A 24,207-nucleotide genomic window follows, 5' to 3' on the forward strand; every position below is an offset into this window, starting at 1 on the left:
CCTTTTTGCTTTTATATGCCTTTAATAATCTTGCTGGCTATTTGTAAACAAGCTTGCTGGCCTTGAAAGCTTTGGTCCATTTTTCTACAAGTAAGGGTCCCAGCATATCTTTTTTTACGGCTACAAAGTTGTTATAGAGATTTTGGTTGCCTTGAAAGATATAGTAGAGTTGCGACTCCGGATTTTTTACGTTTAACCCAGGTTCGATCTTAAAGATTATCCAGGGGTTGGTGCCGCTGTCCTTACGCTCAATTATCCTGAGCTTGGATTGTGGCGTTCTGCTCTTCGTTTTTTTGAATATTGCATTCATGATAGGGTCAAGTTTCATGTTCTTAACACCTTTCATGCTCACTGTAGTTACAACAATGCTCCAGTTATTTAAGGTCTCATTTTTGGGGATCAGCTCCATCATACGGTTCTTACCACTTTCCTGGTCTGAACCGAGCTTCCAATTATATTCAGATGGTAAAAAGAGTCTTAAAGTTTCCTGCTGGCTTTGCGCAAAACTGTTGGTGAGGCAACTTAGCGTCATAATAGCTAAAATAATATACTTTCTCATATCGGCGATGTTAGGTATATATTACAACTGTTAACCGGCTATTGTGTTTTGACTAACAGGCAAGCCTTAGCCGGCAGGCATAGGCGAGAACACGATATGGGTAACCAATCTGTCGAAAATAACAATAGCAGCAATAATTAGCGCCGCGCCGGCCACATAATTAAGTTGATGCACCAGCTTGACCGAAATTTTATCACGCAGTTTATTGGCATAAAAAGCTTTAACTACATCCATGCCAAATTGAACCAGCAAAATTGTTAAAAACATAACAGCAATTTTAAGCTGGCGGTTAGGTATACCCTCATGATAAACGGTACTGGCTGTTCCTATAACAGTAATCCAATGAAAGAGCAGGGTAGGGTTAAATATGCACATTAAGAACCCCTTAAAAAAGTAGCCAGCTCTATTCACAGTGGGCGGCGTGTGCATATTATAGCTTACCTCGGCCTTTTTGGTTAAATAGTGGGTACCTATAATAAGCAGTATCACACTGCCAACTACCCCCAGCCACACTTTAGCCTTGTCGGACACTTCAAACAACTGCGAGCCAAATATAATGGCACCTACAAACACCACATCGCTGCTTACTACCCCCAATGCCAAAGCTGCGCCTGCATGAAATCCCTTTTCAATGCTCGTTTTTATCAGCGCAAAAAAAACAGGGCCGGTAATAAACGTCAGCACTAAGCCAATACCAATCCCCGAAATAATAGCTTCAATCATTACAGATATAAATTAAGCCCGGCGAATATGCAACTTATCTCTTAAAACAAAAAAACTTAAAAATGTTGACGATTAGTTGTAAAAGTATGAGTATTATTTACAAAAATTGAACTATGTTAGCACACTTAAAAGCCCCTTAACAACCGCTTAATATGGAGCAAAATAATACTAAGAACTACGGCTCAGCCTTATACACATTAATTACTGTCTTTTTTTTCTGGGGATTTTTAGCTGCCTCAAACGGCATTTTTATTCCTTTTTGCAAAACACATTTTAGTTTAACACAATTTGAGTCGCAGCTTATTGACTTTACGTTTTACGGTGGTTACTTTATTGGCTCGTTAATACTCTATTTTGCATCGCAGGCTAGCCGGGTTGATATATTAAACAAACTCGGTTATAAAAATGGTATTATTCTCGGCCTGGTCATATCAGCCGTTGGTGCCCTGGTTATGGTGCCTGCCATTGGCTCGGGCAGCTTTGGTTTCATACTAGCTTCTTTCTTTGTTATTGCAGTTGGATTTTCTTTGCAACAAACAGCAGCAAACCCTTTTGTAATTGCCTTAGGCCCGCCAGAAACCGGCGCTAGCCGCTTAAGCTTTGCTGGTTCCATTAACAACATTGGTGGTTTAATGGGGCCTGTTGTGGTAGCGTTGATGCTTTTTGGAACAGCTAAGGGCGATGCAAATGTTAAAGTTGATATTGCTTCGGTAAACAACCTTTACTACATATTGGCAGGTCTATTCATTGCAGTTGCGGGCTTTTTCTGGGTATCCAAGTTGCCAAAAGTTACCAGTGATGAAAAGATAGAGCAAAGCAGTAAAGCCAACAAGCCATTGGGTATTATATTTATTGCTTTTTGTTTGATATTGGCTGCTGGTCCGTTAAGCAACGCCACAGGCCTATCGCAGCCTTACTTTGTATATGCGTCACTTTTAATCATCCTATCTACACTGATCAGCTCACTGCTTTCGGCACAAAAGAACAGTGAAGGCTGGGGGGCTATGCGTTATCCGCAATTAATTTATGGTATGATAGCCATTTTTACCTATGTAGGCACCGAAGTTACTATTCAAAGCAACATGGGGGCATTACTAAAATTACCTGCCTTTGGCGGATATAATGAAAAAGACATAGCGCCATTTATATCGCTGTATTGGGGTAGCTTAATGATTGGCCGTTGGGCAGGTTCGGTAGGGGCATTCAACCTTAAGCCTTTGCTTAAGAATGTATTAACAGTAATCATTCCGTTTGTGGCCTTTGCCGCAATATTATTTATCAATCACTTAACTGGCTCAAAGGTAGATCATCTTTTCCCTTATGCTATATGCGTTGCTGTATTAGTTCTGGCTTTCTTTTTAGGTAAGCAAAAGCCGGCCCGCACGCTGACTGTATTTGGTTTACTGGGTGTTGCCTTTATGTTAGTAGGATTAGTTACTACAGGCATTGTGGCCACTTTTGCATTCATCAGCGGCGGCTTGTGCTGTTCTATAATGTGGCCATCAATATTTGCATTGGCCATCACAGGGTTAGGTAAGTATACCAGCCAAGGGTCGGCATTTTTGATCATGATGATTTTGGGCGGGTCTATTATTCCACCGGTCCAGGGTATACTGGCTGATACGAGCGGCATACACCTGTCTTACATTGTACCGGTATTAGGTTTTGCTTACCTGGCGTTCTTTGCCTGGAAGGTGAGTCGCGAACTGCGTAAGCAGGGTATTGACCTGGACCATGTTGAAGCCAGCGGCGGGCACTAAGAATTTATGAGTAAGCTTTCGTTCGACCAAATATTTATGAACCTGGCCAATGATTTTGCCAAGCGTTCGCATTGTGTAAAAGCGCAGGTAGGAGCGGTGCTCACCAAGGATACCCGTATTATATCCGTAGGCTATAATGGTCCGCCTGCGGGTACCCACAACTGCGACGAGGAATGGCCCGAAACCGGTTGTCCGCGCGATGCCCGGGGAAGCTGCTCACTGGCCCTCCATGCCGAAGAAAACACCATACTTTACGCAGTGAAAAATGGCGCAAAGTTAGAGGGCGCCACTATGTACACTACCCTGTCGCCATGCTTGCCATGCGCACGGCTTATCTACTCAGCAGGCATAACCAAGGTATATTATCAGCACTCTTATGCAGAATACAAGGGTTTAACCAGCGATGAAGGGGTAGACTTTTTAAATCGCTTTGGTGTGCAGGCGCTCAAGTTTGAGGCCGAAAGCAATAGCGTTAGTTTTTAAGAAAGGGCTGTACTTTTTCTAATGCAAAGGCCAGCTGTTCGTCTGGCGTAATGTTAGTGTTATCCAGGATGACGGCATCCTCGGCACGCATAAGCGGACTTTCCTTGCGGGTAGTATCTGAGTAATCGCGGTGGGCAATGTTTTCAAATACTTCTTCGAGGGTGATATCCGGATTGTTAGGCAGCAATTCCCTGTAACGGCGTTCGGCACGTACCTTAGGGTCGGCCGTCATAAATAATTTCACCTGTGCATTAGGGAAAACTGCGGTGCCAATATCGCGGCCATCCATTACAATGTTTTTTGACTTGCCCATGCGCTGCTGCTGGGCAACCATCTCTTTACGTACTTCCCGTATAGCCGACACAGGACTTACATTTTCGGATACCGGCATTAAGCGAATCTCGTCTGATACCTCTTCGCCGTTTAGCGTAATGTGTGTTTGATAATCGCGTGAATGGAAATTCAGGTGAATGTTCTGCAAAGCTGCGGTAACCTGTTCAGCATCTGCAATGTTAACATGGTTACGTAAAAAGTATAGGGTTACGGCGCGGTACATAGCGCCACTATCAACGTATATAAAATGGAGTTTCTTGGCTAAGGCTTTGGCTAAGGTACTTTTTCCACATGAGGAATAACCGTCAATAGCCACCACAATGTTTTTGCTCATCGTGGTGCTAAGGTACAAAAATGCGCTAAATTTTTGCGGTTAAGCAATTAAACTTAGTTTTGAACAATGAACTTTTCTAAAGCCGAGCTTCAAAAAGAGGTTATTTATAAAGCGTCCAGAAGTGGTGGAAAAGGGGGGCAAAATGTAAATAAAGTATCAACCAAAGTAGAACTGCTTTTTAATATACAGCAGTCGGTATTATTTACTGATGAACAAAAAGCCCGCCTTGTCAGCAAACTACAAGTTCGTTTTAATAGAGATGGCTTGGTACAAGTTATAAGTGAGGAGGAGCGGAGCCAGCTTATGAATAAAGAAAGGGCCATGGATAAATTGATTTCCATGCTTATCCAAGCACTTCATCAACCAAAATTACGTAAGCCAACCAAGGTAAGCAAACAGGCCAAAGCCAAACGTATGGAACAAAAGCGCCTACAGTCGGTAAAAAAGCAACTCAGGCAGTCGGGCAGAGACTATTAAGTAAACTTTTGTGTGGATGGAGGCAAAAACTGCTTAATATCTGCTGCTAAGTTGCAGATAAATTACATTTTAGCTTTATAACCGTTAAACCTATAAATTACACTTAAGGAGCCCCACTGGTGGCTATTAAAAGTTTGCGTTTTAACTTCCTTTGAATTAAAAGTTGCGCCCGCGTCAAAAATCCAACGCGATGAACAAAAGCTCACACCAACCTGGTTGCTGAATACGAACCGATTTGGGCTGCTGGTAATTTCAGTTCCTTTTTGCTCCTTACTTTCAAAGTACAATGCGCCTTGTACAGTAGCATCATAAGCAACGTAATTAAATTGCGGCCGGTAATGCAAAAAGAGTTCTTTTTTATGCAACTGTGCAATGCTGTTGCGGGTTGCGGTACTTTGTGTACTTATTGAATTAAATAACTGGTTAAAATTACCCAAGCGTATAAGCGGACCAATACCGGCTCCTGTAAATGTTGTACCCAAGTTGCCATATCCGGTTGCTGAGATATCTGCCCAATCCTTACGGAAAAGCAAGCGGTTATATTCGGCAGATAAGTTGACTTGGAAGCTGTTCTGAATCTGGTACTGCCAGCCGTTCAGTTCATAAAAACCAAAAGTGTTGTGTATGATTTCCTGCACCTGCTTGCCTTTAGCCGACGGACCAACTACACCAATTTGTGCACTAAGCTTCAAATTACTCTCATCACGGTATAAGTAGTTAACGTTTACACCTGCATATAGGTAAGCAGCAAACGGGCGGTCTATGTAGGTGGAGTCGGGCACGCTGCCAGATATAGGGTTATACATCTTCTGGCCAATTTCAATACCCAGTACCTTGTTGGCCAGTTTTGGATTTTTAAAGTCCATGCCACGGCGGTAAAATATAAATAAGCCGTTAGTATAATACCGGTCGGAGCCCTGCGCCAAAAAAGAATCATTATCAGATTGAAAGCCGAACTCATGTGTGCGGTTCTGGGCAAAAATTCCATTAGCTGTCAATTCCAGCAAAAAACAAATAGCAAGTAATTTTATTTTCATCAGGCTAAATAAGGAGTGCTAAAAATAAGAAAGCCGGACGATTAATCGTCCGGCTTTTAATATTAAATACTTTAATCTTTAAAAAGTATATCCAAAGCTCACTCCACCAAAAAACGGGAAAAAATCGTGTTTGTTAAAAACCGGGTTAAGTGCTGCCCTGAAATTGAACCCACCCTCTTCGGGCTGGTATCGGTAACCAAACGTCATAGTCCCGATTGTATTTTGAGCGTTATCGAGCGATAAAAAGTCATTTTCGTCGCCGCGCGAGCTTACAAAGGTAGCGCCTATGCCTAATTCAAAATATCGGTTATTTCTGCCCAGTAAATAATTAATTTGTAAAGGAACAGTAAGTAGGGAGTTATCACTTATAGAAAGATAACCCACACCTAAACGTCCGCCCACACCATCATGCCGGTTTACAAATCGCGTATCGTAATTAGCTGAAAGCAGCAGTCCCGGACCGCCCAATTCAACAAATATGTTTTGCGCACGGGCACCCGCAGTTGTTTGCGCGTGGCTTGCACATGCCAGCGTTAACAGTAACAAGCTTGTGCAAATGTATTTAACTGTATGCTTCATAAAGTGATGCGTTAATTAACTAATGTATAGGTATTTAGAATTTAAATTATTGGTAGTGAATCTTTAATAGAATATAACTGATAAATCTTTCAGCGCGTTCATTTAGCCGAAAAGGTATAACCAAAGCTCAGTCCAAAAAAGTAGGGTATGAAATTTTTACTGTCAAATACCGGGTTAATATAGCCTCGAAAGCTAAATCCGCTGTTAAGGGGCTGGTATCGGTAACCAAACGTCATGGTGCCTAGCAAGCCAGAACCGTTGCCTCCATTTACAACTAAAATCCCGTCATCATTGTCTTCCGAATAGGTGTACTGGCCGTTAGAACCGTTATAAAACACGTTGTAATTTTCCGGCCTGTTTTTAGCGTTATAGTAGGTAGCACCTAAGCCAATTTCAAAGTATTTGCCTTTTTTACCTAACAAATAATTAAGCTGCATCGGCAGGGTAAACAATTTATCGCCATCTTCAGCAAAGAAACCAGCCCCTAAACGGCCGCCTAAACCATCGCGCCGGTTACCGAAGCGGGTATCATAATTGACTGAAAACGTGATGCCGGCACCCAGCAATTCGGCAAATACATTTTGTGCGCGGTGCGTTGAGATACTGTCTGCCGTTTGAGCACTCACTTTTAATGTAAGCACTATTGATACGGCCAGTAATAGGGCAGTAACTTTGTTAGTTAAGTTTTTAATCATGTAAGGTTTAGCTTGCCCTAATATAGGCATAGCTAAACCTTACATCCAAATTATTGTGCCAGTTCGCCGGCAAGCTTTAGTTCTTCTTTTATGGTCAAATCCAACGGTTCAACAACCAGCTCATCTAAAAGTGCCAGGTTGATTACGTCACGCATCTCTTTTACGTAGTGGAAATTCAGGTCTTTTATGTAATCTTCCTTAATTTCCAAAATGTCTTTCTGGTTAGATTGACATAGGATCACGTCTTTAATGTTGGCGCGTTTAGCGGCTAAAATCTTTTCTTTAATGCCACCAACCGGTAAAACCCGGCCACGTAAAGTAATCTCTCCGGTCATGGCCAGATGAGGTTTAACCTTGCGTTGCGTAAAAGCTGATGTTAATGCTGTAAGCATAGTAATACCAGCCGATGGCCCATCTTTAGGCGTAGCGCCGGCCGGAACGTGGATATGTATATCCCATTGCTCAAAAAGCTTGGGATTAATGTCGAAATAGTTGTAGTGAGCACGCAGGTAAGCTAAAGCAATAGTAGCCGATTCTTTCATTACATCGCCCAGGCTGCCGGTTAGTGTAAGTCTGCCTTTACCAGGGCTTAAACTGGCTTCTATAAACAGTATATCGCCGCCTACCTGTGTCCATGCCAGGCCTGTTACTACGCCGGCAACATCGTTACCTTCGTAAAGGTCTTTATCAAACAACGGCGGACCAAGGTAACGCTCTACATCTTTTTTGCTGACAGTGCTATTGTATTCTTCTTCCATGGCGATGCTTTTGGCAACACCACGTACTATAGATCCTACTTGTTTTTCTAAACCACGTACACCCGATTCGCGGGTATAATCTTCAATCACCTTTTCCATGACGTCGTTCTTGATCGTTACATCTTTGGATTTGATACCATGCGCCTCGCGCTGTTTAGGCAAGAGGTGTTGTTTGGCAATTTCAACTTTCTCTTCGATAGTGTAGCCGCTTACCTCGATGATTTCCATACGATCCAGCAGGGCTGGCTGTATAGTGCTCAATGAGTTAGCTGTGGCAATAAACATTACGTTAGAGAGGTCAAAGTCCAGCTCCACGTAATGGTCATAAAAGGTGCTGTTTTGTTCGGGGTCCAACACCTCCAGCAAGGCCGAAGATGGGTCGCCTCTGAAATCATTGCCTACTTTGTCTATCTCGTCCAGGATAAACACAGGATTGGCCGCGCCAGCTTTTTTTACCGATTGGATGATACGGCCCGGCATAGCGCCGATATAAGTTTTACGATGACCGCGAATTTCGGCCTCATCCCTTACGCCGCCCAAAGCCATACGTACATATTTGCGGCCCAAGGCTTTGGCAATTGATTTACCCAACGAAGTTTTACCTACTCCTGGAGGACCAACCAGGCACAAAATAGGCGCTTTCATATTGTGCTTTAGCTTCAAAACAGCTAAATACTCAATAATGCGGCGTTTTACCTTGTCCATGCCAAAGTGGTCTCTGTCTAACACCTTTTGAGCCCTTTTTAGGTCAAAGTTGTCTTTGGTAAACTCATTCCAGGGTAAATCAAGCAATAGTTCCAGGTAATTGATCTGAACCGAATAATCGGCAGCGGCAGGGTTAATGCGCTGTAATTTTTCCAGCTCTTTATTAAAATGATCATTAACTTCTTTAGACCATTTCTTTTTTACCGAACGGGTGCGAAGATTTTCAATTTCCAAATCGGGTGTGCTGCCGCCCAGTTCTTCCTGTATGGTTTTTAACTGCTGGTTCAAGAAGTAATCGCGCTGTTGTTTATCCAAATCAGTACGCACCTTGGTTTGTATCTGATTTTTGAGCTCCAGCATCTGCAAGTCAGTAGTTAGATGCTCCAGCACAATACGGGCGCGTTCACGCAAATTAGGTATTTCTAACAAGCGCTGTTTAGCCGTAATATCGGCATTCATGTTAGAAGCAATGAAGTTAATCAGGAATGAAGTGCTCTCAATATTACGGATAGCGATACCTGCTTCGCTCGGAATATTAGGTGAAAGTTGTATAATGCTCATGGCCATATCCTTTACAGACGAAACCATGGCCTTAAATTCCTTGTCTTCCTTAATAGGCAGTTCCTTAAAAGGCTCAATAGTGGCCTTTATATAGGGAGCGCTTTGTATCTCTTCTTTTAATACGAATCTTTTTTTGCCTTGCAGTATAACAGTGGTATTTCCGTCGGGCATCTGCAGCATTTTAATAATAAGTGCTGTTGTACCAACACTGTGCAGCTGGCTAAACTCAGGATCTTCGGCATTCACATCATGCTGGGCAACCACGCCCACCATGCGGTCGCCTTTATTGGCATCGCGTATAAGCTTAATAGACTTATCGCGTCCTACGGTTATGGGTATAACAACCCCGGGGAACAATACGGTATTGCGTAGCGGAAGTATGGGAAGAAACTCAGGTACTTGCTCATTATTCATCTCCTCTTCGTCTTCGGTAGACATCAGCGGAAAAAATTCTGAATCTTCATTTATTATTGGTAATGCATGTTTGAAATCAAACGGATCGAAACTCATCAAATACCCTTTCTTATATGGTAGTAAAAACGTCATGTTGTCAGCCTGTACGCGGACGGGCTGGTGGAAGCGTTGCAAAAGTACACTTTTATGCGCTAACATTGTAGTCTTTCAATCCGTATGCCAATGTATTGTTGAGTGACACATTACCATCATGCTGTCACACTTTATGCAAGCAAATTTTTATTTAGCTTGTTATTTGTAATTGATTTGTTATTATTGCTTCCCCTCACTGTTAAGCGTTTACCTTGCAAATTGCACAGCATTAAAATATTTGCCTAATAGTGCGAAAAGTTTTAAACATTAACCTACTACCACACAATAAATTATAAGTGCACCAGTTATTGTATAGTTATTGCATTAACAAATTTGATTGATGATAAGGTTATCCGTCATACTGTCTTTATTAGTTGTATCTTTTGAGAGCTCGGCCCAAAACGCATATCTTAAGCTAGGGTACCAGGCATTGATGGATAAGGACTTCAAAACAGCCGTACGTCAGTTAGAAAAGGCTTGCGTGGTCGACTCTAACAACACTAATGCTTTGTGGATGTTAGGCTACTCGTACTTTCATAGCGAAAATTATAAGAAATCTATAGCCGCCTATACTAAGGTCATTGCCGCAAACGGCACCGATAAAGCCGCCTACTTTTTCCGTTCAAAAGCGAAAAGTAATATGGCTCATGATGCACAAATGCCGCCTGCGGAGAAAGAAAAGTGCTTGTTAGGGTCTATTGCTGATCTGACAAAAGCCATATTAATTAAGCCCGAAGATAGCTTTTATCAAAACCGCGGTATCAACTACAAAGATTATGCGGCGTTAAAATTACAGCATAGTCCTTATGATAAATTGCGGGCTATTAATGCCCTTAAGGCTGCAATAGGCGATTTTGAAAAGGTATTGGCCAATAACCCAAGCCGTACTGATATATCCTCTCTACTCGATATTTCGAAAGAAAAGTTAGCTACCCTGGTTGGACATCATTAATCAATTATCTATTGCAAAACATAGGTTTTAGAAATGTAATGCAGAAAAGGGCGGAGTTTTATTTTATTTTCCCAATAATCAAATAACGATTACTTCCAATAAACCTGACTTTTTGTAATTTATCTATTTCGTACAATGAGTCCGGATAATATACCAAATGCTCAGTTGTCTGGTAAAGCATATTCTTAGTAAAATTATCTACCGAAATTTTTTTGACCTTGCCGGGAGTTCCATAAACAACCATGCGGCGGGTAGTTAAATCTTGTTGCAGAGCGGTGTATACTACCGAATCTCCACCTTTTTCAATTTTGTAGCTATCTCGCCAGGCCGGCTTATTAATGTCTGAGGCTGCAAATAAATTAAGTTCCTGACCCCAGTTGGTAATTTTGATACGTTTGGTTTGTGGGGCGCTGTTGTTTTGAACTACGGTTTTAAGTACGGCAGTTTGGGCTTTGCTTAAGCGTGCCGAGTCGGTATGAATAAATTTCGCCAGGTCGAAGTAGCGCTTTTGACCGGCGCTTACATGTATATCCGGCCGGCAGGCCGCCAGGCCGGATATACATAATAAGGTGCTATAAAGTAACTTTAAACGCACATTATGAGTTTTACACCAATACATTGCCGGTCATTGTCTCAGGTATAGCTACACCCAGCAGCTTTAATATGGTGGGTGCAATATCACCCAATTTGCCATTTTCAATATGGGTTACGTCTTTATCAATAATAATGCAGGGCACTAAGTTGGTGGTATGTGCCGTATTAGGCGAACCATCCTCGTTAACCATATAATCGGCGTTGCCGTGGTCGGCAATAATGATGAAGGAGTAGCCATTAGCGGTGCCCACTTCAACCAGGGTTTGTACGCACCTGTCTACTGTTTCGGCTGCTTTAACTACTGCATCAAATACACCGGTGTGACCCACCATATCAGTATTGGCAAAGTTGAGGCATATAAAATCTGCCCAGCGGCTTTGCAACTCGGGCAAAATAGCATCGCGTATACCTTCGGCACTCATTTCGGGCTGCAAATCATAAGTAGCCACCTTGGGCGACGGTACCATTAATCGCTTTTCGTTTATAAACTCGCGTTCACGACCACCAGAGAAGAAAAATGTTACGTGCGGATACTTTTCTGTTTCAGCTATCCGGATCTGTGTTTTACCGGCGTCCTGCAATACCTCGCCTAAAGTTTGGGTAAGGTCGTCCTTGTTAAAAATTACCTGTACGTTCTTAAAGGTCTCATCATACGGCGTCATGGTGATGTAGCGCAGGTTAAGCGCATGCATGTTTTGCTCCGGGAAATCCTTTTGCGATAGCGCCTGCGTGATCTCGCGGCCACGATCGGTACGGAAGTTAAAGCAAATTACCACATCACCGTCTTTAATGACGGCAATAGGGTTGCCGTCAACATCGGTCCGCACTATCGGTAATATAAACTCATCGGTTACGCCATCAGCATATGATTCCTGAATGGCTTGCACCATATTCATAGCTGGCCTGCCTATACCGTTTACCATTAGGTCATAGGCCAGTTTTACCCGCTCCCAGCGGTTATCGCGGTCCATGGCATAATAGCGGCCAATGGCAGATGCCAACTTAACCGGCTGCTGGCTAATAGCAATCTCCAGGTCGGTTATATAATTAACACCCGAATTTGGGTCAGTGTCACGTCCGTCTAAAAAGGCATGTATAAAAACCTTCTCCAGGCCAAACTCGGTAGCCGCATCACACAGCCCTTTTATATGTTTAATATGCGAATGCACGCCCCCGTCAGACACTAAACCAATCAGATGCACATCTTTATGGTTCAGTTTGGCGTATTCAAAAGCATCTTTTAAAACATTAATTTGGGGCAGTTCGTGGTCATCAACCGCTTTATGTATACGGCCCAGTTCCTGGTAAACAATACGGCCGGCACCCAAATTCATATGGCCAACTTCAGAGTTGCCCATTTGCCCGTCGGGCAAACCAACATCCATCCCCGATGTTACCAGTTTTGAATTAGGATACTTTTGCAGCATCTCGTCAAAAAAAGGTGTATTGGCGGTATATATAGCGTTCGAAGCATCCTGGCGGCCGTAACCCCAGCCATCCAGTATTAATAAAGCGATTTTCTTGTTTTCCACGGTGCAAATATAGTTGATTGGAGCATAGTTGCTTGGTGAGTTATTAAATCGTTGCTTAGTTAAGCAATTAATTATGGATTTTTTCTTGAAACAAAGCTTAGTGTGGCTATTTCACAGTAATTAGCCAACTTCAACAAAATTGAAAAACTAAATCACCAGTATTTGTTTTACTTTTGAAGCGTAAATACTTACTATTTTGGATAAACAACTTGTTGATGACTTTATAGAACGTGCGTTGGCCGAAGATGTAGGCGACGGCGATCATACCTCGTTGGCCACTATACCCCAAGGTACTATGGGCCGGGCCCGTTTATTGGTAAAAGATACCGGCGTTTTAGCGGGTGTTGAACTGGCTTCAGAAATATTCCTGATAGTGAACCCCGACTTAAAGGTGAACATTTTTTTACAGGATGGTGCTTTAGTAAAACCGAAAGACGTGGTGTTGGAGGTAGAAGGAAGTGTGCATTGCATTTTACGCGCCGAGCGTTTAGTGCTCAATTGCATGCAGCGTATGAGTGGCATTGCTACAAAAACGCGCGAGATTATGGACTTGTTAAAGGGCACTAATACAAAGGTGTTAGATACCCGAAAGACAACACCGGGTTTCCGTTACCTTGAAAAATGGGCTGTACAAATAGGTGGAGGTGTAAATCATCGCTTTGGTTTGTATGACATGATCCTGATTAAAGATAACCATGTAGATTATTCGGGCGGCATTCAGCAAGCCATTACTAATACGCATGAATATTTAAAACGGGAGAATAAAGAACTGGCTATTGAGATAGAAGTGCGTAACCTTGACGAATTGGAGCAAGTGCTGCAAACGGGCGGGGTGGACCGTATCTTACTGGACAACTTTAGCATACCTGATTTAAGAGATGCAGTTAATATTATAGCTGGCAGATTTGCTACCGAAGCATCGGGCGGTATTACGTCCGAGAATATAGGTGATTATGCAGCATGCGGTGTAGATTATATTTCAGTCGGCGCGCTTACCCATTCTGTTAAAAGTCTTGATTTGAGTTTGAAAGCCGTAAAGCAATAAAAACCGTGATTATAGCATTGATTTAGTATTATTGTGGCAAAATGATATCAGTCTATTCTGTTTTAGTGCTCATTCTGGCCTACTTGTTCGGCTCTATTCCCACGGCTGTGTGGATAGGGCAGGCATTTTATGGGATAGATGTAAGGGAATATGGCAGCGGTAATGCCGGTGCAACCAACACCTTCAGGGTTTTGGGTAAGCAGGCCGGTATACCGGTTATGCTTATTGATATATTAAAAGGCTGGACAGCCACCAACCTAGCTTATTTAATTGGTGTAAGTACTATTGGTAGTCACCATTCTTCGGCTTTTATTAATTACCAGCTGGCATTAGGAATTGCCGCTGTAATGGGCCATTTGTTTCCGGTGTTTGCGGGTTTTAGAGGGGGTAAGGGCGTGGCAACGCTTTTTGGAATGGTTTTGGCTATTCACTTGCAAGCCGCCTTGCTTTGTGTGCTGGTGTTCATTGTTATACTTTTAGTAACCAAATATGTATCGCTGAGTTCTATAATGGCCGGCTTTACTTATCTAATAGGTGTAACATTTGTTTTTCCGGTGTATATCAAATCGGTCATTATATACAGTATGTGTATATGTGTATTGATACTGGTTACGCACCAAAAGAACATTGAACGTTTGCTTAAAGGCAAGGAGTCTAAAGTAAACTTGTTTAAAAGTAAAGTTGCCTAAATTATCTATTTTATGAAAATTACCAAACCTATTTTGGCGCTGTTAACCGCCACTGTACTTTTTAGCTGTTCAACCGTACCGTTAACAGGCCGTAAACAATTTTTAGCGGTGAGCGATTCTCAGGTCAATCAATCAGCTGCTACCAGCTACCGTCAGCTATTATCAGATCCTAAAACAAAAGTGATTACCAGCAGCACAGATGCACAACGTGTAAAACGTGTTGGTAACCAACTGGCCGCTGCTATACAGCAGTACCTAAGCCAGAATGGTTACGGCGACCAGTATAATTTTGCATGGGAGTTCAACTTAATTCAAAGTAACGAAGTAAATGCATGGTGCATGCCTGGCGGCAAAGTGGCCGTATACAGCGGCATATTGCCAATTACACAGGATGATGCCGGACTGGCGACCGTTATGGGGCATGAGATTGGTCATGCTATTGCAAAGCACTCGGCCGAGCGTATCTCACAAGAGTACGTTGCTCAAGGGTTAGGAGCCGCTGTTGGTGTGGCTTCAAGTAGCTCACAATCGGGTTTATTAAAAATTACAAACGCACTTTATGGCACCGGAAGCCAATTAGCTTTACTAAAGTATGGCCGTAACCAGGAAAGCGAGGCTGACCGCCTGGGCTTAACCTTTATGGCAATGGCTGGATATAACCCAAACAGTGCAGTAGGCTTTTGGCAACGTATGGCAGCAAAAAGCGGCGGACAAGCACCGCCCGAATTTTTAAGCACGCACCCATCAGATGCAACCCGTATACGCGATATACAAAGCCGTATACCCGAAGCCATGAAATATTATAAAGGAAGATAAAATTTTCAAATCCCGCTTCGGCGGGATTTGTTGTTTAATAACAATTACAATGTTATTGGTTACGATGAATAATGGCCAAAATTAAATTTTTACAGGCAGAGTGGCGCGACCTGCTCATGCTTAATTATGAAGTTGATGCGGAGGTATTAAAGCCATACCTGCCTGCTTATACCGAATTGGATTTATGGCAGGGCAAAGCTTTAGTGAGCATGGTAGGCTTTATGTTTTTGAACACTCGTGTGTTGGGCATAAAGTGGCCGTTTCATGTAAACTTTGAGGAAGTGAACCTTCGATTCTACGTGCGTTATTTTGACGGCTCGGAGTGGAAACGCGGCGCAGTTTTTATTAGCGAGATCGTTCCGCTTGCCGCAATTCCTATTGTTGCCAACAATCTTTACAATGAGCATTATAAGGCAATGCCCATGCGCCATTCGGTAATACCTACAGCCGATGGCCGTACGGAATACACTTATGAATGGAAATACAAAGGAAATTGGAACAAGCTAGGCGCTATGATAGGCAATACCTTTGTGCCTATTGAGGCCGGAAGCGCAGAAGAATTTATTCTTGAACACTACTGGGGTTACAATGCTATTAACGGTAGTACAACGTTAGAATACGCTGTTGAACATGTGCCATGGCAAGTAGCTCCGGTAACCAACCCGGTATTCGAGGCAGATGTTGCTGCTTTATATGGCCAGGCTTTTGTACCTTATCTCCAACAGCCCTACTCAGCTTTTTTTGCAAAAGGATCGGACGTGGTGGTTAGGGTAGCGCAGAAGATAAGGAAGGGTAGGGAGGAAAGTATTGTACTATGATACCTGATTGCATTGCAAGCTTTGTACGGCTTTTAATAAGCTCGAAATGATATTAAATAAAGTGGTAAGCGCACATCTATGCGCTTACCACTTTATGGCTTACTTCTCGTTTTCTTTTTGCAGCTTTTTCAGCATTTCGCTGCCTATCAGGGCATCTATTAAGCCGCTACTGCCGCCGTCTTTACCATTAACCAGTATTTCGGGCACCAGTTTTACACCGTTGCTGGCAAGGGCTTCAGCTACGCGCACCACGGCGTATTGCTCGGTGCCCATAGCTTCTGTTTTTTGCTTGGTTACTTCTGCTTCGGCCAAGCCTATGGCTTTTATTTTGCCGGCATCGGCTGTACCGTTTAAGTCGGTGGCTTCAGCATCCGCTTTAGCAATTATAGTTTTAGCTTCCGCTTCGGCACGGGCGTTAATGGTACGGTTTTCGGCATCTGCCTTAGCGTTAATTACTCGCGATTCAGCATCACCTTTTGCTCCGGCAACCTTAGCGGCCGACATTTGCGTGTTGATTTCGACCTGGCGGGTCGATTTTACCACTTCGGGCTGCATATCGGCGCCGGCTTTGGCGCTTTCAAACTCTTTACGTTCCAGTTGGGCGCTGCGTTGCACCTCATATGTATGGCGTTCTTCCTCGGCCAGTTTACGGTCGGTCATGGTTTTCATCAGCGCTTCCGGTGGTTTAATATCGCCAATCAGCGTATCCACACCAACTACGTTATAATCGGCCAGCACCTGGCTAATGTGTGTTTTAGCATCGTCCTGCCTTTGCGAACGATTGGTGAGGAAACCAATTACATCACTTTTTTGAGCCGCGTTGCGAAAGTAGTTGGCAATAGTTGGTTCGAGCACCTGCGATATCAAGTTCTTCATCTTGCCAAACCTTGCGATAACTTTAGGCGCCTCGTTACGAGGTATGTGTATAATCTGCGATACATCCAGGTTAAAAGTAAAACCATCAAACGAGCGCACATTAATAGTGCTCAGGTTTTTATCCAATTCGTGTGCCTCGCTGCGGCTATTGGCCCAGTTAAGTACGGTGTTGGTAGTTGGCACAACCTCTACGCTATGAGTATAAATATTAACTGGGTGTTTGCCAGGATCAAGCGGCTCATCCCAAACGCCTTTTTGGTACTTGTGTACAATGTTGCCATGTTTAAAGTTGTCGCCGCTGGTGTCTTTACCTTCGGGGCCAACAAACGAGTTAACCACACCAACGTAGCCAATAGGTATGTGCATCATTTCTACCTGCTCCAGTAATACAAACCAGGGGTTAAGGTAGTAAGTGCCGGCCAAAATCACATCCTCCTGCAAACCCTTTTTACCGCCTGCCTGTATAAAGGCCATAGGGTCCTGATAGTTGCGGTGACCAACTACCGAGCCGCCTGCAATCTCACCCTTCTCGAGCGGTTCCCCGTCTAACGTGGTTACAATGCCTACTTTGTTTTCATGCACTTGTGTGATGGGTACCATTACAATTTCGAAAAGATAGGTGTTGATACGATAGCTGCCCGGGGTTAAAAAAGCAGCCTGTGGCCCTTTCTGGCCGCCGTTTTCTAAAAATCCCTGCGCATCCTGAAACTTGTCGCACTCAACCGGGCGGCCTAATACACGGCCGGTATCCAACGATGCACCATCTTTGGCCTTTACCAGGCCTAACTTGTCTTGCTCTATAATGGTAAAGGGTTGCATGGTAATGCCATACTGCCATGGCCACATGCGCCAGTATAAACCTGGTGCCAGCGGCTTAGCCTGCATACCAGCTTCGCCTCGGGTGGCTATAATGCGGCCATCGGGTAGGCGCTTATCTGAGCCATAAAGCGTAAATTTTTTAACAACCAGTCCGATACGATCATCGGGCACGATGATCATACCAAAAAATACACGAAGTACAGATTTGTACAATAGGAGGGCGGCCACAACAGGCAGCACCCACCATAGCTTGAAAATTAAATCAGCCATTTTAGTAATAAATTGATTTTTGATTTTTGAAGAAGCCCTTAAGGTGCAGGCTAGTGGACGTTGCTTACAGCATTTTGTAGTACCTCGGCTGGGTAAGCGTTTAATTAGATATAGATGATAGGCCAATTGTTACACACAAGTATCAATATTTTTTTAAGACGTTTACAGGCCCTTAATTGTCGTTTTTGAAGCGATTAGGCTATATTTGTTGAATATTAGCATTTGACAACCTTATTTGTGGATCAACGTATAATAAGTTCAGATACAACCGCCGGCAGTATACCTTTAATACGATCATTGTATGACCGTTACGGACATGCGTTATTAGGCTATATTACAGAAGTAGTGCAAGACGCCGCTAAGGCCGAATACTACCTGGTTGAAATATTTAAGCAAATTAGCCGTTATGCTAATGACCTTACCGGGCCCGGCGTTAATACCTGGGTACAATTACAAGCCATTGCGCGTAACACCCTCCGTAAAGATAGCGAGCAGCTGGGAAGTGCTGGTGTAGCCGGAACTGATCTGGCCAAGTTTAATAAGTATACACGAGCCATGAATCAGGAGCAAAAACTGGTTTTTAACGGCGTATATTACCAACACAAATCTATAACTATACTGGCAAAAGAATTAAACAGGGATGAAAGCGCTGTTAAGCGTATTTTGAAAGAAGCTTTTAATGTTATCAGAAATGAACAGTAAGGTTAAAGAATTTATAGAAAGCGGCATCTTAGAAGCTTACGTAACCGGATCTGCTTCATCTGAGGAGGAGCGCGATGTGCTTTATATGAAAGCGCATTACGCCGAGGTAAACGAAGAATTGCAAAAGCTGGAAGAAGATTTAGAAAAGATTGCCGATGGTATGGCCATTCCGCCGCCGCCTGGTTTATGGGACCAAATTGAGGCAGAGATTGATTCGCTGGAGCGTATACCGAATAAGCCTGCTTTAAAAATAGACCACGACGGATCTGGTTATAAAAAAGAAACTGGATCCCGCCAAAATAATTTTATTGAGGTGGAAGCCGAATCGACCCATATGCGTGTGCACAAAGCATGGCGTTGGGTGTTCGCTGCCGTTTTTGTATTGGGTAAGATATTTTTAGCAGCGGCCATTTATTATTATCTTGAAAACCGACAGGCACAGCAAAATATACAAGACCTTAAACAGCAGCTTAAGGAAGTAAGAGGTAAATAATTTAAAATAAGTAGTTTAAGTTGCTTGTTCATGGCAGCAATTGAGTTCCCATGAACAAGCAAATACTGGTTGCTAATATCCGTCTCCGTCTAACAAGTTACCCAGGCCGCCTAATATCCCACCTTCTTCTTTACGGCCGCCGGGTGATGCGTAGCTTAAAATACGACTGGCCAGCCGGCTAACAGGCAGGGTTTGTATCCAAACTTTACCAGGCCCGCGCAAGGTGGCAAAAAAGATTCCCTCGCCACCAAAAATCTTGTTTCGTATTCCTCCAATGAATTGGATATCAAAATCAACACCAGTGGTGTAAGCAACCAACGATCCTGTGTCTATCTTGATGAGTTCGCCGGGCTGCAATTCGCGCTCAAATACGTGGCCGCCGGCGTGCATAAAGGCCATGCCATCGCCCTGCAGGCGTTCCATAATAAAACCCTCGCCGCCAAACAAGCCCGTGCCCAGCTTACGCTGAAATTCAATATTAATGGCAACGCCTTTAGCTGCGCACAAAAAAGCATCCTTTTGGCAAACTATAGCGCCACCCAATTGCATTAAATTAAGCGGAATGATTTTTCCGGGATAGGGTGAAGCAAAGCTTACGCGTTTTTTGCCTTGAACGGTGTTGGTAAAGGCTGTCATAAACAAGCTTTCGCCCACTAAAAGGCGCTTACCAGCGCTAAATAGTTTGCCCATTAAACCGCCGCCCTGCTGCTGGCTGCCATCTCCAAAAATGGTTTGCATTTGTATGCCGTCATCCATCATCATAAATGCGCCCGACTCAGCGATGGCCGTTTCATTAGGATCAAGTTCTACTTCTACATACTGCATTTCTTCACCAAAAATGCGGTAGTCAATTTCATGGTTTTGCATAGTGATATTTGTAACAGGTTAATTTCGTTTTCGTAATTAGATTACTGAAGACGTCTGAAATTACAATTTAGAATTTAAATATTTATCTGTTTAAAAACGCAAATAAAAATGGCGGGCCTGCTATGCAAACCCGCCACGCTAATAAGCACTAATGACGAAGCGTTTAAACGCCTTAGCTGCCGCTTAGGTGGTTGTAGTAGGCTACAAATACAAAGCCCTACCTATGGCGTCTAAAAAGTCGGAGTTCATGTCGGTATCATCATCCATCACGTTCCGCCAGCCGTGTTTTTCCCAGCATTACAAACGAGACTTTATCAGGCGAAAGGCCGGCACTGCGAACGCACGGTAAAACTGATTCATCCCATTCGGCAAACGGGTTAGCGAAAAAGTTCAGAGTTTGCTATATTTACTAGACCTTTCGTAAACATATGTTAAGAAACTTTTGCTGGAGTATTTGCGGCTTAATAGCTTTAAGTTTTATAATTGGCTATGCGCCAAAAAGAGCGTCAGGCCACTCAACCGTTCCTGTTCCAGACCGCGAACTTTCTACGCAGCAAATGCAAGCCGATCTTACTTTTATGCGAAACGCTTTGGAAGAGGCACACCCAAGCTTATACCGTTATTACGTAAAAAGAGAAATAGACTCCTGCTTTGACGATGCTTATAATCAGTTGGACCATGCTATGTCTGAATTGGAATACTGGCGGGTAATGAGCAAACTGGTTACCCATATAAGTTCGGGGCATACTGTAATTTGGCCCAGTAACGCAGCGCAAGTTCAATACAACAACAGGCTTAAATATGTTTTGCCGCTGAGCGTAGCAGTTATAAACGGCAAATTATACGTGAGCCGGGTTTTAACATCTGATGCGGCTATTAAGCCGGGTATGCAAATATTGGCTGTTAACGGGCGGCCCGACCTTAACCTGCTGGGTACCATAAGGGCGCTTATACCGGGCGATGGTTACAGTAATGCTTTAAAAGACAGTAAGGTACAAGAACTCGGCTTTTTAAGAAACTACTGGTATGTTTTTGGTGAAAGTAAGCAATATAACATTGTATACCTTGATAGCGCAGGTAATAAAGCGAAACAAACACTAATGGCGCTAGCCATTAACCGCTGGCCGGTGCCAGCCAGCCGTGGTACCAACCAGCCGTATGAATTAAGCTATCCCGATTCGCTGCCTAACACTGCGATATTCCGGATACATACTTTTGCAGACACTAAAGCTGCAGAGGCTTACGACGCTGCTTTTGCGGATTTTAAAAAGCTAAAGATACGTAACCTGGTGCTCGATTTACGAGGTAATGGCGGTGGCTTATTTGCAGCAACCACCGAGCTGTTGCGTTATATAGCTAACAAAAAGTTCAGAATGGCTTATTATAATGAGTGCAGGGTTATTGAACCATCGTTTATGAGCCACGCCCGTAATGAGCGTAAAGACAATACTTTAATAAGCCGAACGTACAACCCGCTCCCTAACGGAAATTTGCAGGTATCAGATAATTTATCCAGCTACTTGTTACCTTACACCAGCCATCATTATAACAAACGCATTTATGTTTTAACGGATGGTGGTACCTTTTCTGCAGCATCTACGCTGGTAGCCGTTTTAAAAACGCAACCCGGTGTAACGGTTATTGGACAGGAAACCGGAGGAAATGAAGGCAGTACTGATGGTGGTGTGCTGTCTATTATTACCCTTCCATCCACTCAGTTACAACTGCGTTTCCCGCATTTTAGGTATGCGATAGCTTCGGCGCATCCAAATAGTGGATACGGTGTGCTGCCTGATGTGCCGGTCATTCCAAATCCGGCACAAATTGGCAAGCAGATAGATGTGGTAATGAATAAAGCAGGGGAGTTGATACTGCAAACCGAAGTCACAAATTCAAAAAAGTAAGTAGGCCGTAGGGTAAATGTGCCTCTTGATGTGGATAACCCAAGTTTACGTGTTCAAATCTTTGCTTAAACTTTTAGCAAAATACCCTTACCTTTAAGGCGGTTAAACCCATAATGCTAAACAAACCCAGGTATGGCAACAGAAGTTAAGTGTCCGAGTTGTAATCATGGCTTCCCTATTGAGGAAGTGATGACAGAGGAGTATAAGAAACAGCTTCGCCTTAAAATGCAGCAATACACGCAGCAAAAGGAAGATGAATTTAGGAAGAAGGAGGAGGAATTTGCCGCAAAACAGCGCCAGCAACAACAGCAGTTTGAGCTGCGCCTAACTGAGGAAAAGCGCCTGATGCAGCAGGAGATGGAAGCCGCTATGCGCAAATCTATACAGGCCGATATGGAAAACCAGCTGCGCATGCTCGAAAACTCGGTTAAAGATTCAGAAGAAAAGCTGCGCCTGTCTCGCCAAAAAGAGCTGGAGTTTATGCAAAAGGAGCAAACGCTTAAACAGCGCGAGGAGGAAATGGAAATAACCTTACAACGCCGCATACAGGAGCACCGTAATGACCTGGCCGAACAGATACGCAAACAAGAGAACGAACGTTTTGCCCTGCGCGATACCGAATACCAGTTTAAAGTAAAAGAGCTGGAAAAACAGTTAGACGATCAGAAGAAACTGGCTGAAGAAATGAAACGCAAGGCCGAACAAGGGTCTATGCAGTTACAAGGCGAGGTGCAGGAACTTATACTGGAAGAATTGCTGCGCAGCTACTTTCCGTTTGATATGATTAATGAGGTAGGTAAGGGTATACGCGGGGCCGACTGCGTGCAAACGGTACGTAACCAGTTTGGACAGGAATGTGGTAAGATTATATTCGAAAGCAAGCGAACCAAGGAATTTGGCGGCGATTGGATAGAAAAGCTAAAAAAAGACATGCGCCACATAGGTGCCGACATAGCCGTTATAGTTACACAATGCTATCCACGTGATATGGATTGCTTTGGCGAAAGGGATGGCGTATGGATATGTTCATTTGCTGAGGTAAAGGCTGTATCTTACATCTTGCGCGACTGCGTGATCAAAACCTCGGCCATTGTAAGAGCGCAGGAAGGCAGGGGAGATAAAATGCACTTGTTGTATGACTATTTAACCAGCAGTGAATTTAATGAGCAATGGAAGGCCTTGCGGGAGGGCTTCACCAGTATGCGTATGTCTATCCACAAAGAGCGCGAAGCCATGGAGAAAATGTGGAAAGTTCGCGAAAAGCAATTGGAAAAAGTACTGCTGAGCGCTGTGCACATTCAGGGCTCTGTTGAAGGCATTGCCGGCAGCGAAAATATACAGCTAAGCCTTACCGATGATGAAGACTTGCTGATGCTGGGGTAGGAGAGTAGTAGGCCATAAGATTTTCATCAAACAAAGCAGGCGGTTTGGTTGTCGGTAAATGGCAACCAAACTGCTAATATGCATAAATACCCCTTGTTGTTCGTGCTGTTGCTGGGTAGCTTTACAGCCTCCGCACAGTTTAACGATACAACCAATTACCATGTTATTTTTAACGCCACCGGCTCGGCCAACCGGGCGCGCGATGGCAATGCTTATTTGCTTAACAACGGCTTGCGCTTTGAGGTGAAGAAGAAAAGCGTTGCCATGAACTTAAGTAACAGTTGGGTTTACGGCAAATCAAACGGAGCGCTTACCAACAATGATTATTCTACCTCGTTCGATTTTAATTTATATAAAGCCATGCCGCACGCTTATTACTGGGGGCTGGCTAATTACAATACCAGTTATTCGCTTAAAATTAATAACCAGTTACTCGCCGGCGGCGGCATTGCTTACAGTATTTACGACCGTCCCAACGCCTATCTTAATATAAGTGATGGCATATTGTATGATCTAAGCGACATCAATACCACTGATACTACACGTGAGGTTTATTATACTTACCGTAATTCTTTAAGGCTGCAATTCCATTTTGTAGTTAAAGACCTTATAACTTTAGATGGCAGCAACTTTCTTCAAAATTCTGTAACCCGAAAGGGTGATTACATTATTAGAACAAATGTTGGCTTGGGCTTTAAATTAAATAATTGGTTAACCCTGAACAGTGCTTTATCTTATAATAAAATCTCGCGTACCCAAAGCGAAAACCTTTTGTTCACCTATGGTTTAAAGGTTGAAAAATACTTTTGATCGTCTTTTCCCATACCAAAAGTGTGCTGTAACGGTTATAATAAAAAGTTATACTCTGTTATAGTCATTAATTTAAAGTCTGTAATA

24 protein-coding genes are annotated in these 24,207 nt (G+C 43.3%); 13 read left to right on the forward strand and 11 right to left on the reverse strand.

Going from position 1 to position 24,207, the window contains the following annotated elements; genetic code table 11:
* Nucleotides 1-37 precede the first annotated feature (37 nt).
* Both ABDD94_RS09605 and ABDD94_RS09610 read right to left on the reverse strand, forming a co-directional pair.
* Nucleotides 38-559, reverse strand: coding sequence for a hypothetical protein (locus ABDD94_RS09605; protein WP_345955672.1), 522 nt, complete (start codon nt 557-559; stop codon nt 38-40).
* A 66-nt stretch (nt 560-625) separates the two neighbouring features.
* Nucleotides 626-1,282, reverse strand: coding sequence for a LysE family transporter (locus ABDD94_RS09610; RefSeq protein ID WP_345955673.1), 657 nt, complete (start codon nt 1,280-1,282; stop codon nt 626-628).
* Between the two features lie 152 nt (nt 1,283-1,434).
* Between ABDD94_RS09610 and ABDD94_RS09615 the strand changes: the two genes are divergently transcribed.
* Complete coding sequence (locus ABDD94_RS09615) at nt 1,435-3,042, forward strand: MFS transporter (RefSeq protein WP_345955674.1); 1,608 nt, start codon at nt 1,435-1,437, stop codon at nt 3,040-3,042.
* 6 nt (nt 3,043-3,048) lie between these two features.
* A complete protein-coding gene (locus ABDD94_RS09620; RefSeq protein WP_345947835.1) occupies nt 3,049-3,525 on the forward strand; it encodes a dCMP deaminase family protein in 477 nt (158 codons plus the stop codon).
* Here ABDD94_RS09620 and cmk read toward each other — a convergent pair.
* Nucleotides 3,515-4,192 carry a (d)CMP kinase gene (cmk, locus tag ABDD94_RS09625; protein WP_345955675.1) on the reverse strand — a complete coding sequence of 226 codons (678 nt, stop codon included), beginning with the start codon at nt 4,190-4,192 and terminating at the stop codon, nt 3,515-3,517. The two genes, ABDD94_RS09620 and cmk, sit on opposite strands and share 11 nt — an antisense overlap.
* A 66-nt stretch (nt 4,193-4,258) precedes the next feature.
* Here cmk and arfB point away from each other — a divergent pair, with 66 nt between their 5' ends.
* Nucleotides 4,259-4,669 carry an alternative ribosome rescue aminoacyl-tRNA hydrolase ArfB gene (gene arfB, locus ABDD94_RS09630; protein ID WP_345955676.1) on the forward strand — a complete coding sequence of 137 codons (411 nt, stop codon included), beginning with the start codon at nt 4,259-4,261 and terminating at the stop codon, nt 4,667-4,669.
* Between the two features lie 62 nt (nt 4,670-4,731).
* On the opposite strand, the gene ABDD94_RS09635 is transcribed toward arfB, so the two are convergent.
* From ABDD94_RS09635 to lon, 4 genes are all read right to left on the reverse strand, one after another.
* Entirely contained in the window at nt 4,732-5,706 is a 975-nt protein-coding gene (locus ABDD94_RS09635; protein ID WP_345955677.1) for a lipid A deacylase LpxR family protein, read from the reverse strand.
* A 78-nt stretch (nt 5,707-5,784) separates the two neighbouring features.
* A complete protein-coding gene (locus ABDD94_RS09640) occupies nt 5,785-6,285 on the reverse strand; it encodes a hypothetical protein (protein WP_345955678.1) in 501 nt (166 codons plus the stop codon).
* Between the two features lie 98 nt (nt 6,286-6,383).
* Complete coding sequence (locus ABDD94_RS09645; RefSeq protein WP_345955679.1) at nt 6,384-6,980, reverse strand: hypothetical protein; 597 nt, start codon at nt 6,978-6,980, stop codon at nt 6,384-6,386.
* A 50-nt stretch (nt 6,981-7,030) separates the two neighbouring features.
* Nucleotides 7,031-9,517 carry an endopeptidase La gene (lon, locus tag ABDD94_RS09650; protein ID WP_345955982.1) on the reverse strand — a complete coding sequence of 829 codons (2,487 nt, stop codon included), beginning with the start codon at nt 9,515-9,517 and terminating at the stop codon, nt 7,031-7,033.
* Between the two features lie 373 nt (nt 9,518-9,890).
* Here lon and ABDD94_RS09655 point away from each other — a divergent pair, with 373 nt between their 5' ends.
* On the forward strand, nt 9,891-10,502 hold the full coding sequence (locus ABDD94_RS09655; protein WP_345955680.1) for a hypothetical protein: 612 nt from the start codon (nt 9,891-9,893) through the stop codon (nt 10,500-10,502).
* Nucleotides 10,503-10,560: 58 nt separating this feature from the next.
* Here the strand turns inward: ABDD94_RS09655 and ABDD94_RS09660 are convergent, their stop codons facing one another.
* Both ABDD94_RS09660 and gpmI read right to left on the reverse strand, forming a co-directional pair.
* Complete coding sequence (locus ABDD94_RS09660; RefSeq protein WP_345955681.1) at nt 10,561-11,097, reverse strand: hypothetical protein; 537 nt, start codon at nt 11,095-11,097, stop codon at nt 10,561-10,563.
* A 10-nt stretch (nt 11,098-11,107) separates the two neighbouring features.
* Nucleotides 11,108-12,628, reverse strand: a complete 1,521-nt coding sequence (gpmI, locus tag ABDD94_RS09665) for a 2,3-bisphosphoglycerate-independent phosphoglycerate mutase (RefSeq protein ID WP_345955682.1) — start codon at nt 12,626-12,628, stop codon at nt 11,108-11,110.
* A 196-nt stretch (nt 12,629-12,824) separates the two neighbouring features.
* Between gpmI and nadC the strand changes: the two genes are divergently transcribed.
* The 4 genes from nadC to ABDD94_RS09685 all read left to right on the forward strand — a co-directional run bounded on the left by nadC (nt 12,825) and on the right by ABDD94_RS09685 (nt 15,996).
* Entirely contained in the window at nt 12,825-13,673 is an 849-nt protein-coding gene (nadC, locus tag ABDD94_RS09670; RefSeq protein WP_345955683.1) for a carboxylating nicotinate-nucleotide diphosphorylase, read from the forward strand.
* Between the two features lie 41 nt (nt 13,674-13,714).
* Entirely contained in the window at nt 13,715-14,362 is a 648-nt protein-coding gene (gene plsY, locus ABDD94_RS09675) for a glycerol-3-phosphate 1-O-acyltransferase PlsY (RefSeq protein WP_345947825.1), read from the forward strand.
* A 12-nt stretch (nt 14,363-14,374) separates the two neighbouring features.
* Complete coding sequence (locus ABDD94_RS09680) at nt 14,375-15,178, forward strand: M48 family metallopeptidase (protein ID WP_345947824.1); 804 nt, start codon at nt 14,375-14,377, stop codon at nt 15,176-15,178.
* Between the two features lie 71 nt (nt 15,179-15,249).
* The gene (locus tag ABDD94_RS09685; RefSeq protein WP_345955684.1) at nt 15,250-15,996 is read left to right on the forward strand and encodes a DUF2071 domain-containing protein; all 747 of its coding nucleotides are present in this window, start codon (nt 15,250-15,252) and stop codon (nt 15,994-15,996) included.
* 99 nt (nt 15,997-16,095) lie between these two features.
* Here the strand turns inward: ABDD94_RS09685 and ABDD94_RS09690 are convergent, their stop codons facing one another.
* Nucleotides 16,096-17,961 (reverse strand): SPFH domain-containing protein, encoded by a 1,866-nt coding sequence (locus ABDD94_RS09690; protein WP_345955685.1) that lies wholly within the window; start codon nt 17,959-17,961, stop codon nt 16,096-16,098.
* 237 nt (nt 17,962-18,198) lie between these two features.
* Here ABDD94_RS09690 and ABDD94_RS09695 point away from each other — a divergent pair, with 237 nt between their 5' ends.
* Together ABDD94_RS09695 and ABDD94_RS09700 are read left to right on the forward strand one after the other, a co-directional pair.
* A complete protein-coding gene (locus tag ABDD94_RS09695; protein WP_345955686.1) occupies nt 18,199-18,663 on the forward strand; it encodes a hypothetical protein in 465 nt (154 codons plus the stop codon).
* Nucleotides 18,653-19,156: a hypothetical protein gene (locus ABDD94_RS09700; protein WP_345955687.1), complete on the forward strand. Its 504-nt coding sequence runs from the start codon at nt 18,653-18,655 to the stop codon at nt 19,154-19,156. Before ABDD94_RS09695 ends, ABDD94_RS09700 begins: the two co-directional genes overlap by 11 nt.
* A gap of 72 nt (nt 19,157-19,228) precedes the next feature.
* Here ABDD94_RS09700 and ABDD94_RS09705 read toward each other — a convergent pair whose 3' ends face one another.
* The gene (locus ABDD94_RS09705) at nt 19,229-20,023 is read right to left on the reverse strand and encodes a TIGR00266 family protein (RefSeq protein WP_345955688.1); all 795 of its coding nucleotides are present in this window, start codon (nt 20,021-20,023) and stop codon (nt 19,229-19,231) included.
* Nucleotides 20,024-20,451: 428 nt separating this feature from the next.
* On the opposite strand from ABDD94_RS09705, the gene ABDD94_RS09710 reads away from it, so the two are divergent.
* From ABDD94_RS09710 to ABDD94_RS09720, 3 genes are all read left to right on the forward strand, one after another.
* Nucleotides 20,452-21,927 (forward strand): S41 family peptidase, encoded by a 1,476-nt coding sequence (locus ABDD94_RS09710; protein WP_345955689.1) that lies wholly within the window; start codon nt 20,452-20,454, stop codon nt 21,925-21,927.
* Between the two features lie 132 nt (nt 21,928-22,059).
* Complete coding sequence (locus ABDD94_RS09715) at nt 22,060-23,310, forward strand: DUF2130 domain-containing protein (protein ID WP_345947817.1); 1,251 nt, start codon at nt 22,060-22,062, stop codon at nt 23,308-23,310.
* Between the two features lie 78 nt (nt 23,311-23,388).
* Nucleotides 23,389-24,120 carry a DUF481 domain-containing protein gene (locus ABDD94_RS09720; RefSeq protein ID WP_345955690.1) on the forward strand — a complete coding sequence of 244 codons (732 nt, stop codon included), beginning with the start codon at nt 23,389-23,391 and terminating at the stop codon, nt 24,118-24,120.
* Nucleotides 24,121-24,207: the final 87 nt, after the last annotated feature.

Source organism: Mucilaginibacter sp. PAMB04168, from assembly GCF_039634365.2.
Classification (GTDB): domain Bacteria; phylum Bacteroidota; class Bacteroidia; order Sphingobacteriales; family Sphingobacteriaceae; genus Mucilaginibacter.

What these genes read in the sequence shown, in the direction of transcription:
- ABDD94_RS09700 (WP_345955687.1), top strand. Translation starts at nt 18,653, where the DNA reads ATGAACAGTAAGGTTAAAGAATTTATAGAAAGCGGCATCTTAGAAGCT.
- ABDD94_RS09685 (WP_345955684.1), top strand. Translation starts at nt 15,250, where the DNA reads ATGGCCAAAATTAAATTTTTACAGGCAGAGTGGCGCGACCTGCTCATG.
- ABDD94_RS09605 (WP_345955672.1), bottom strand. Translation starts at nt 559, where the DNA reads ATGAGAAAGTATATTATTTTAGCTATTATGACGCTAAGTTGCCTCACC.
- ABDD94_RS09715 (WP_345947817.1), top strand. Translation starts at nt 22,060, where the DNA reads ATGGCAACAGAAGTTAAGTGTCCGAGTTGTAATCATGGCTTCCCTATT.
- ABDD94_RS09635 (WP_345955677.1), bottom strand. Translation starts at nt 5,706, where the DNA reads ATGAAAATAAAATTACTTGCTATTTGTTTTTTGCTGGAATTGACAGCT.
- ABDD94_RS09620 (WP_345947835.1), top strand. Translation starts at nt 3,049, where the DNA reads ATGAGTAAGCTTTCGTTCGACCAAATATTTATGAACCTGGCCAATGAT.
- ABDD94_RS09705 (WP_345955688.1), bottom strand. Translation starts at nt 20,023, where the DNA reads ATGCAAAACCATGAAATTGACTACCGCATTTTTGGTGAAGAAATGCAG.
- arfB (WP_345955676.1), top strand. Translation starts at nt 4,259, where the DNA reads ATGAACTTTTCTAAAGCCGAGCTTCAAAAAGAGGTTATTTATAAAGCG.
- plsY (WP_345947825.1), top strand. Translation starts at nt 13,715, where the DNA reads ATGATATCAGTCTATTCTGTTTTAGTGCTCATTCTGGCCTACTTGTTC.
- ABDD94_RS09640 (WP_345955678.1), bottom strand. Translation starts at nt 6,285, where the DNA reads ATGAAGCATACAGTTAAATACATTTGCACAAGCTTGTTACTGTTAACG.
- ABDD94_RS09645 (WP_345955679.1), bottom strand. Translation starts at nt 6,980, where the DNA reads ATGATTAAAAACTTAACTAACAAAGTTACTGCCCTATTACTGGCCGTA.
- ABDD94_RS09610 (WP_345955673.1), bottom strand. Translation starts at nt 1,282, where the DNA reads ATGATTGAAGCTATTATTTCGGGGATTGGTATTGGCTTAGTGCTGACG.
- ABDD94_RS09655 (WP_345955680.1), top strand. Translation starts at nt 9,891, where the DNA reads ATGATAAGGTTATCCGTCATACTGTCTTTATTAGTTGTATCTTTTGAG.
- ABDD94_RS09680 (WP_345947824.1), top strand. Translation starts at nt 14,375, where the DNA reads ATGAAAATTACCAAACCTATTTTGGCGCTGTTAACCGCCACTGTACTT.
- cmk (WP_345955675.1), bottom strand. Translation starts at nt 4,192, where the DNA reads ATGAGCAAAAACATTGTGGTGGCTATTGACGGTTATTCCTCATGTGGA.
- ABDD94_RS09615 (WP_345955674.1), top strand. Translation starts at nt 1,435, where the DNA reads ATGGAGCAAAATAATACTAAGAACTACGGCTCAGCCTTATACACATTA.
- ABDD94_RS09690 (WP_345955685.1), bottom strand. Translation starts at nt 17,961, where the DNA reads ATGGCTGATTTAATTTTCAAGCTATGGTGGGTGCTGCCTGTTGTGGCC.
- ABDD94_RS09720 (WP_345955690.1), top strand. Translation starts at nt 23,389, where the DNA reads ATGCATAAATACCCCTTGTTGTTCGTGCTGTTGCTGGGTAGCTTTACA.
- ABDD94_RS09710 (WP_345955689.1), top strand. Translation starts at nt 20,452, where the DNA reads ATGTTAAGAAACTTTTGCTGGAGTATTTGCGGCTTAATAGCTTTAAGT.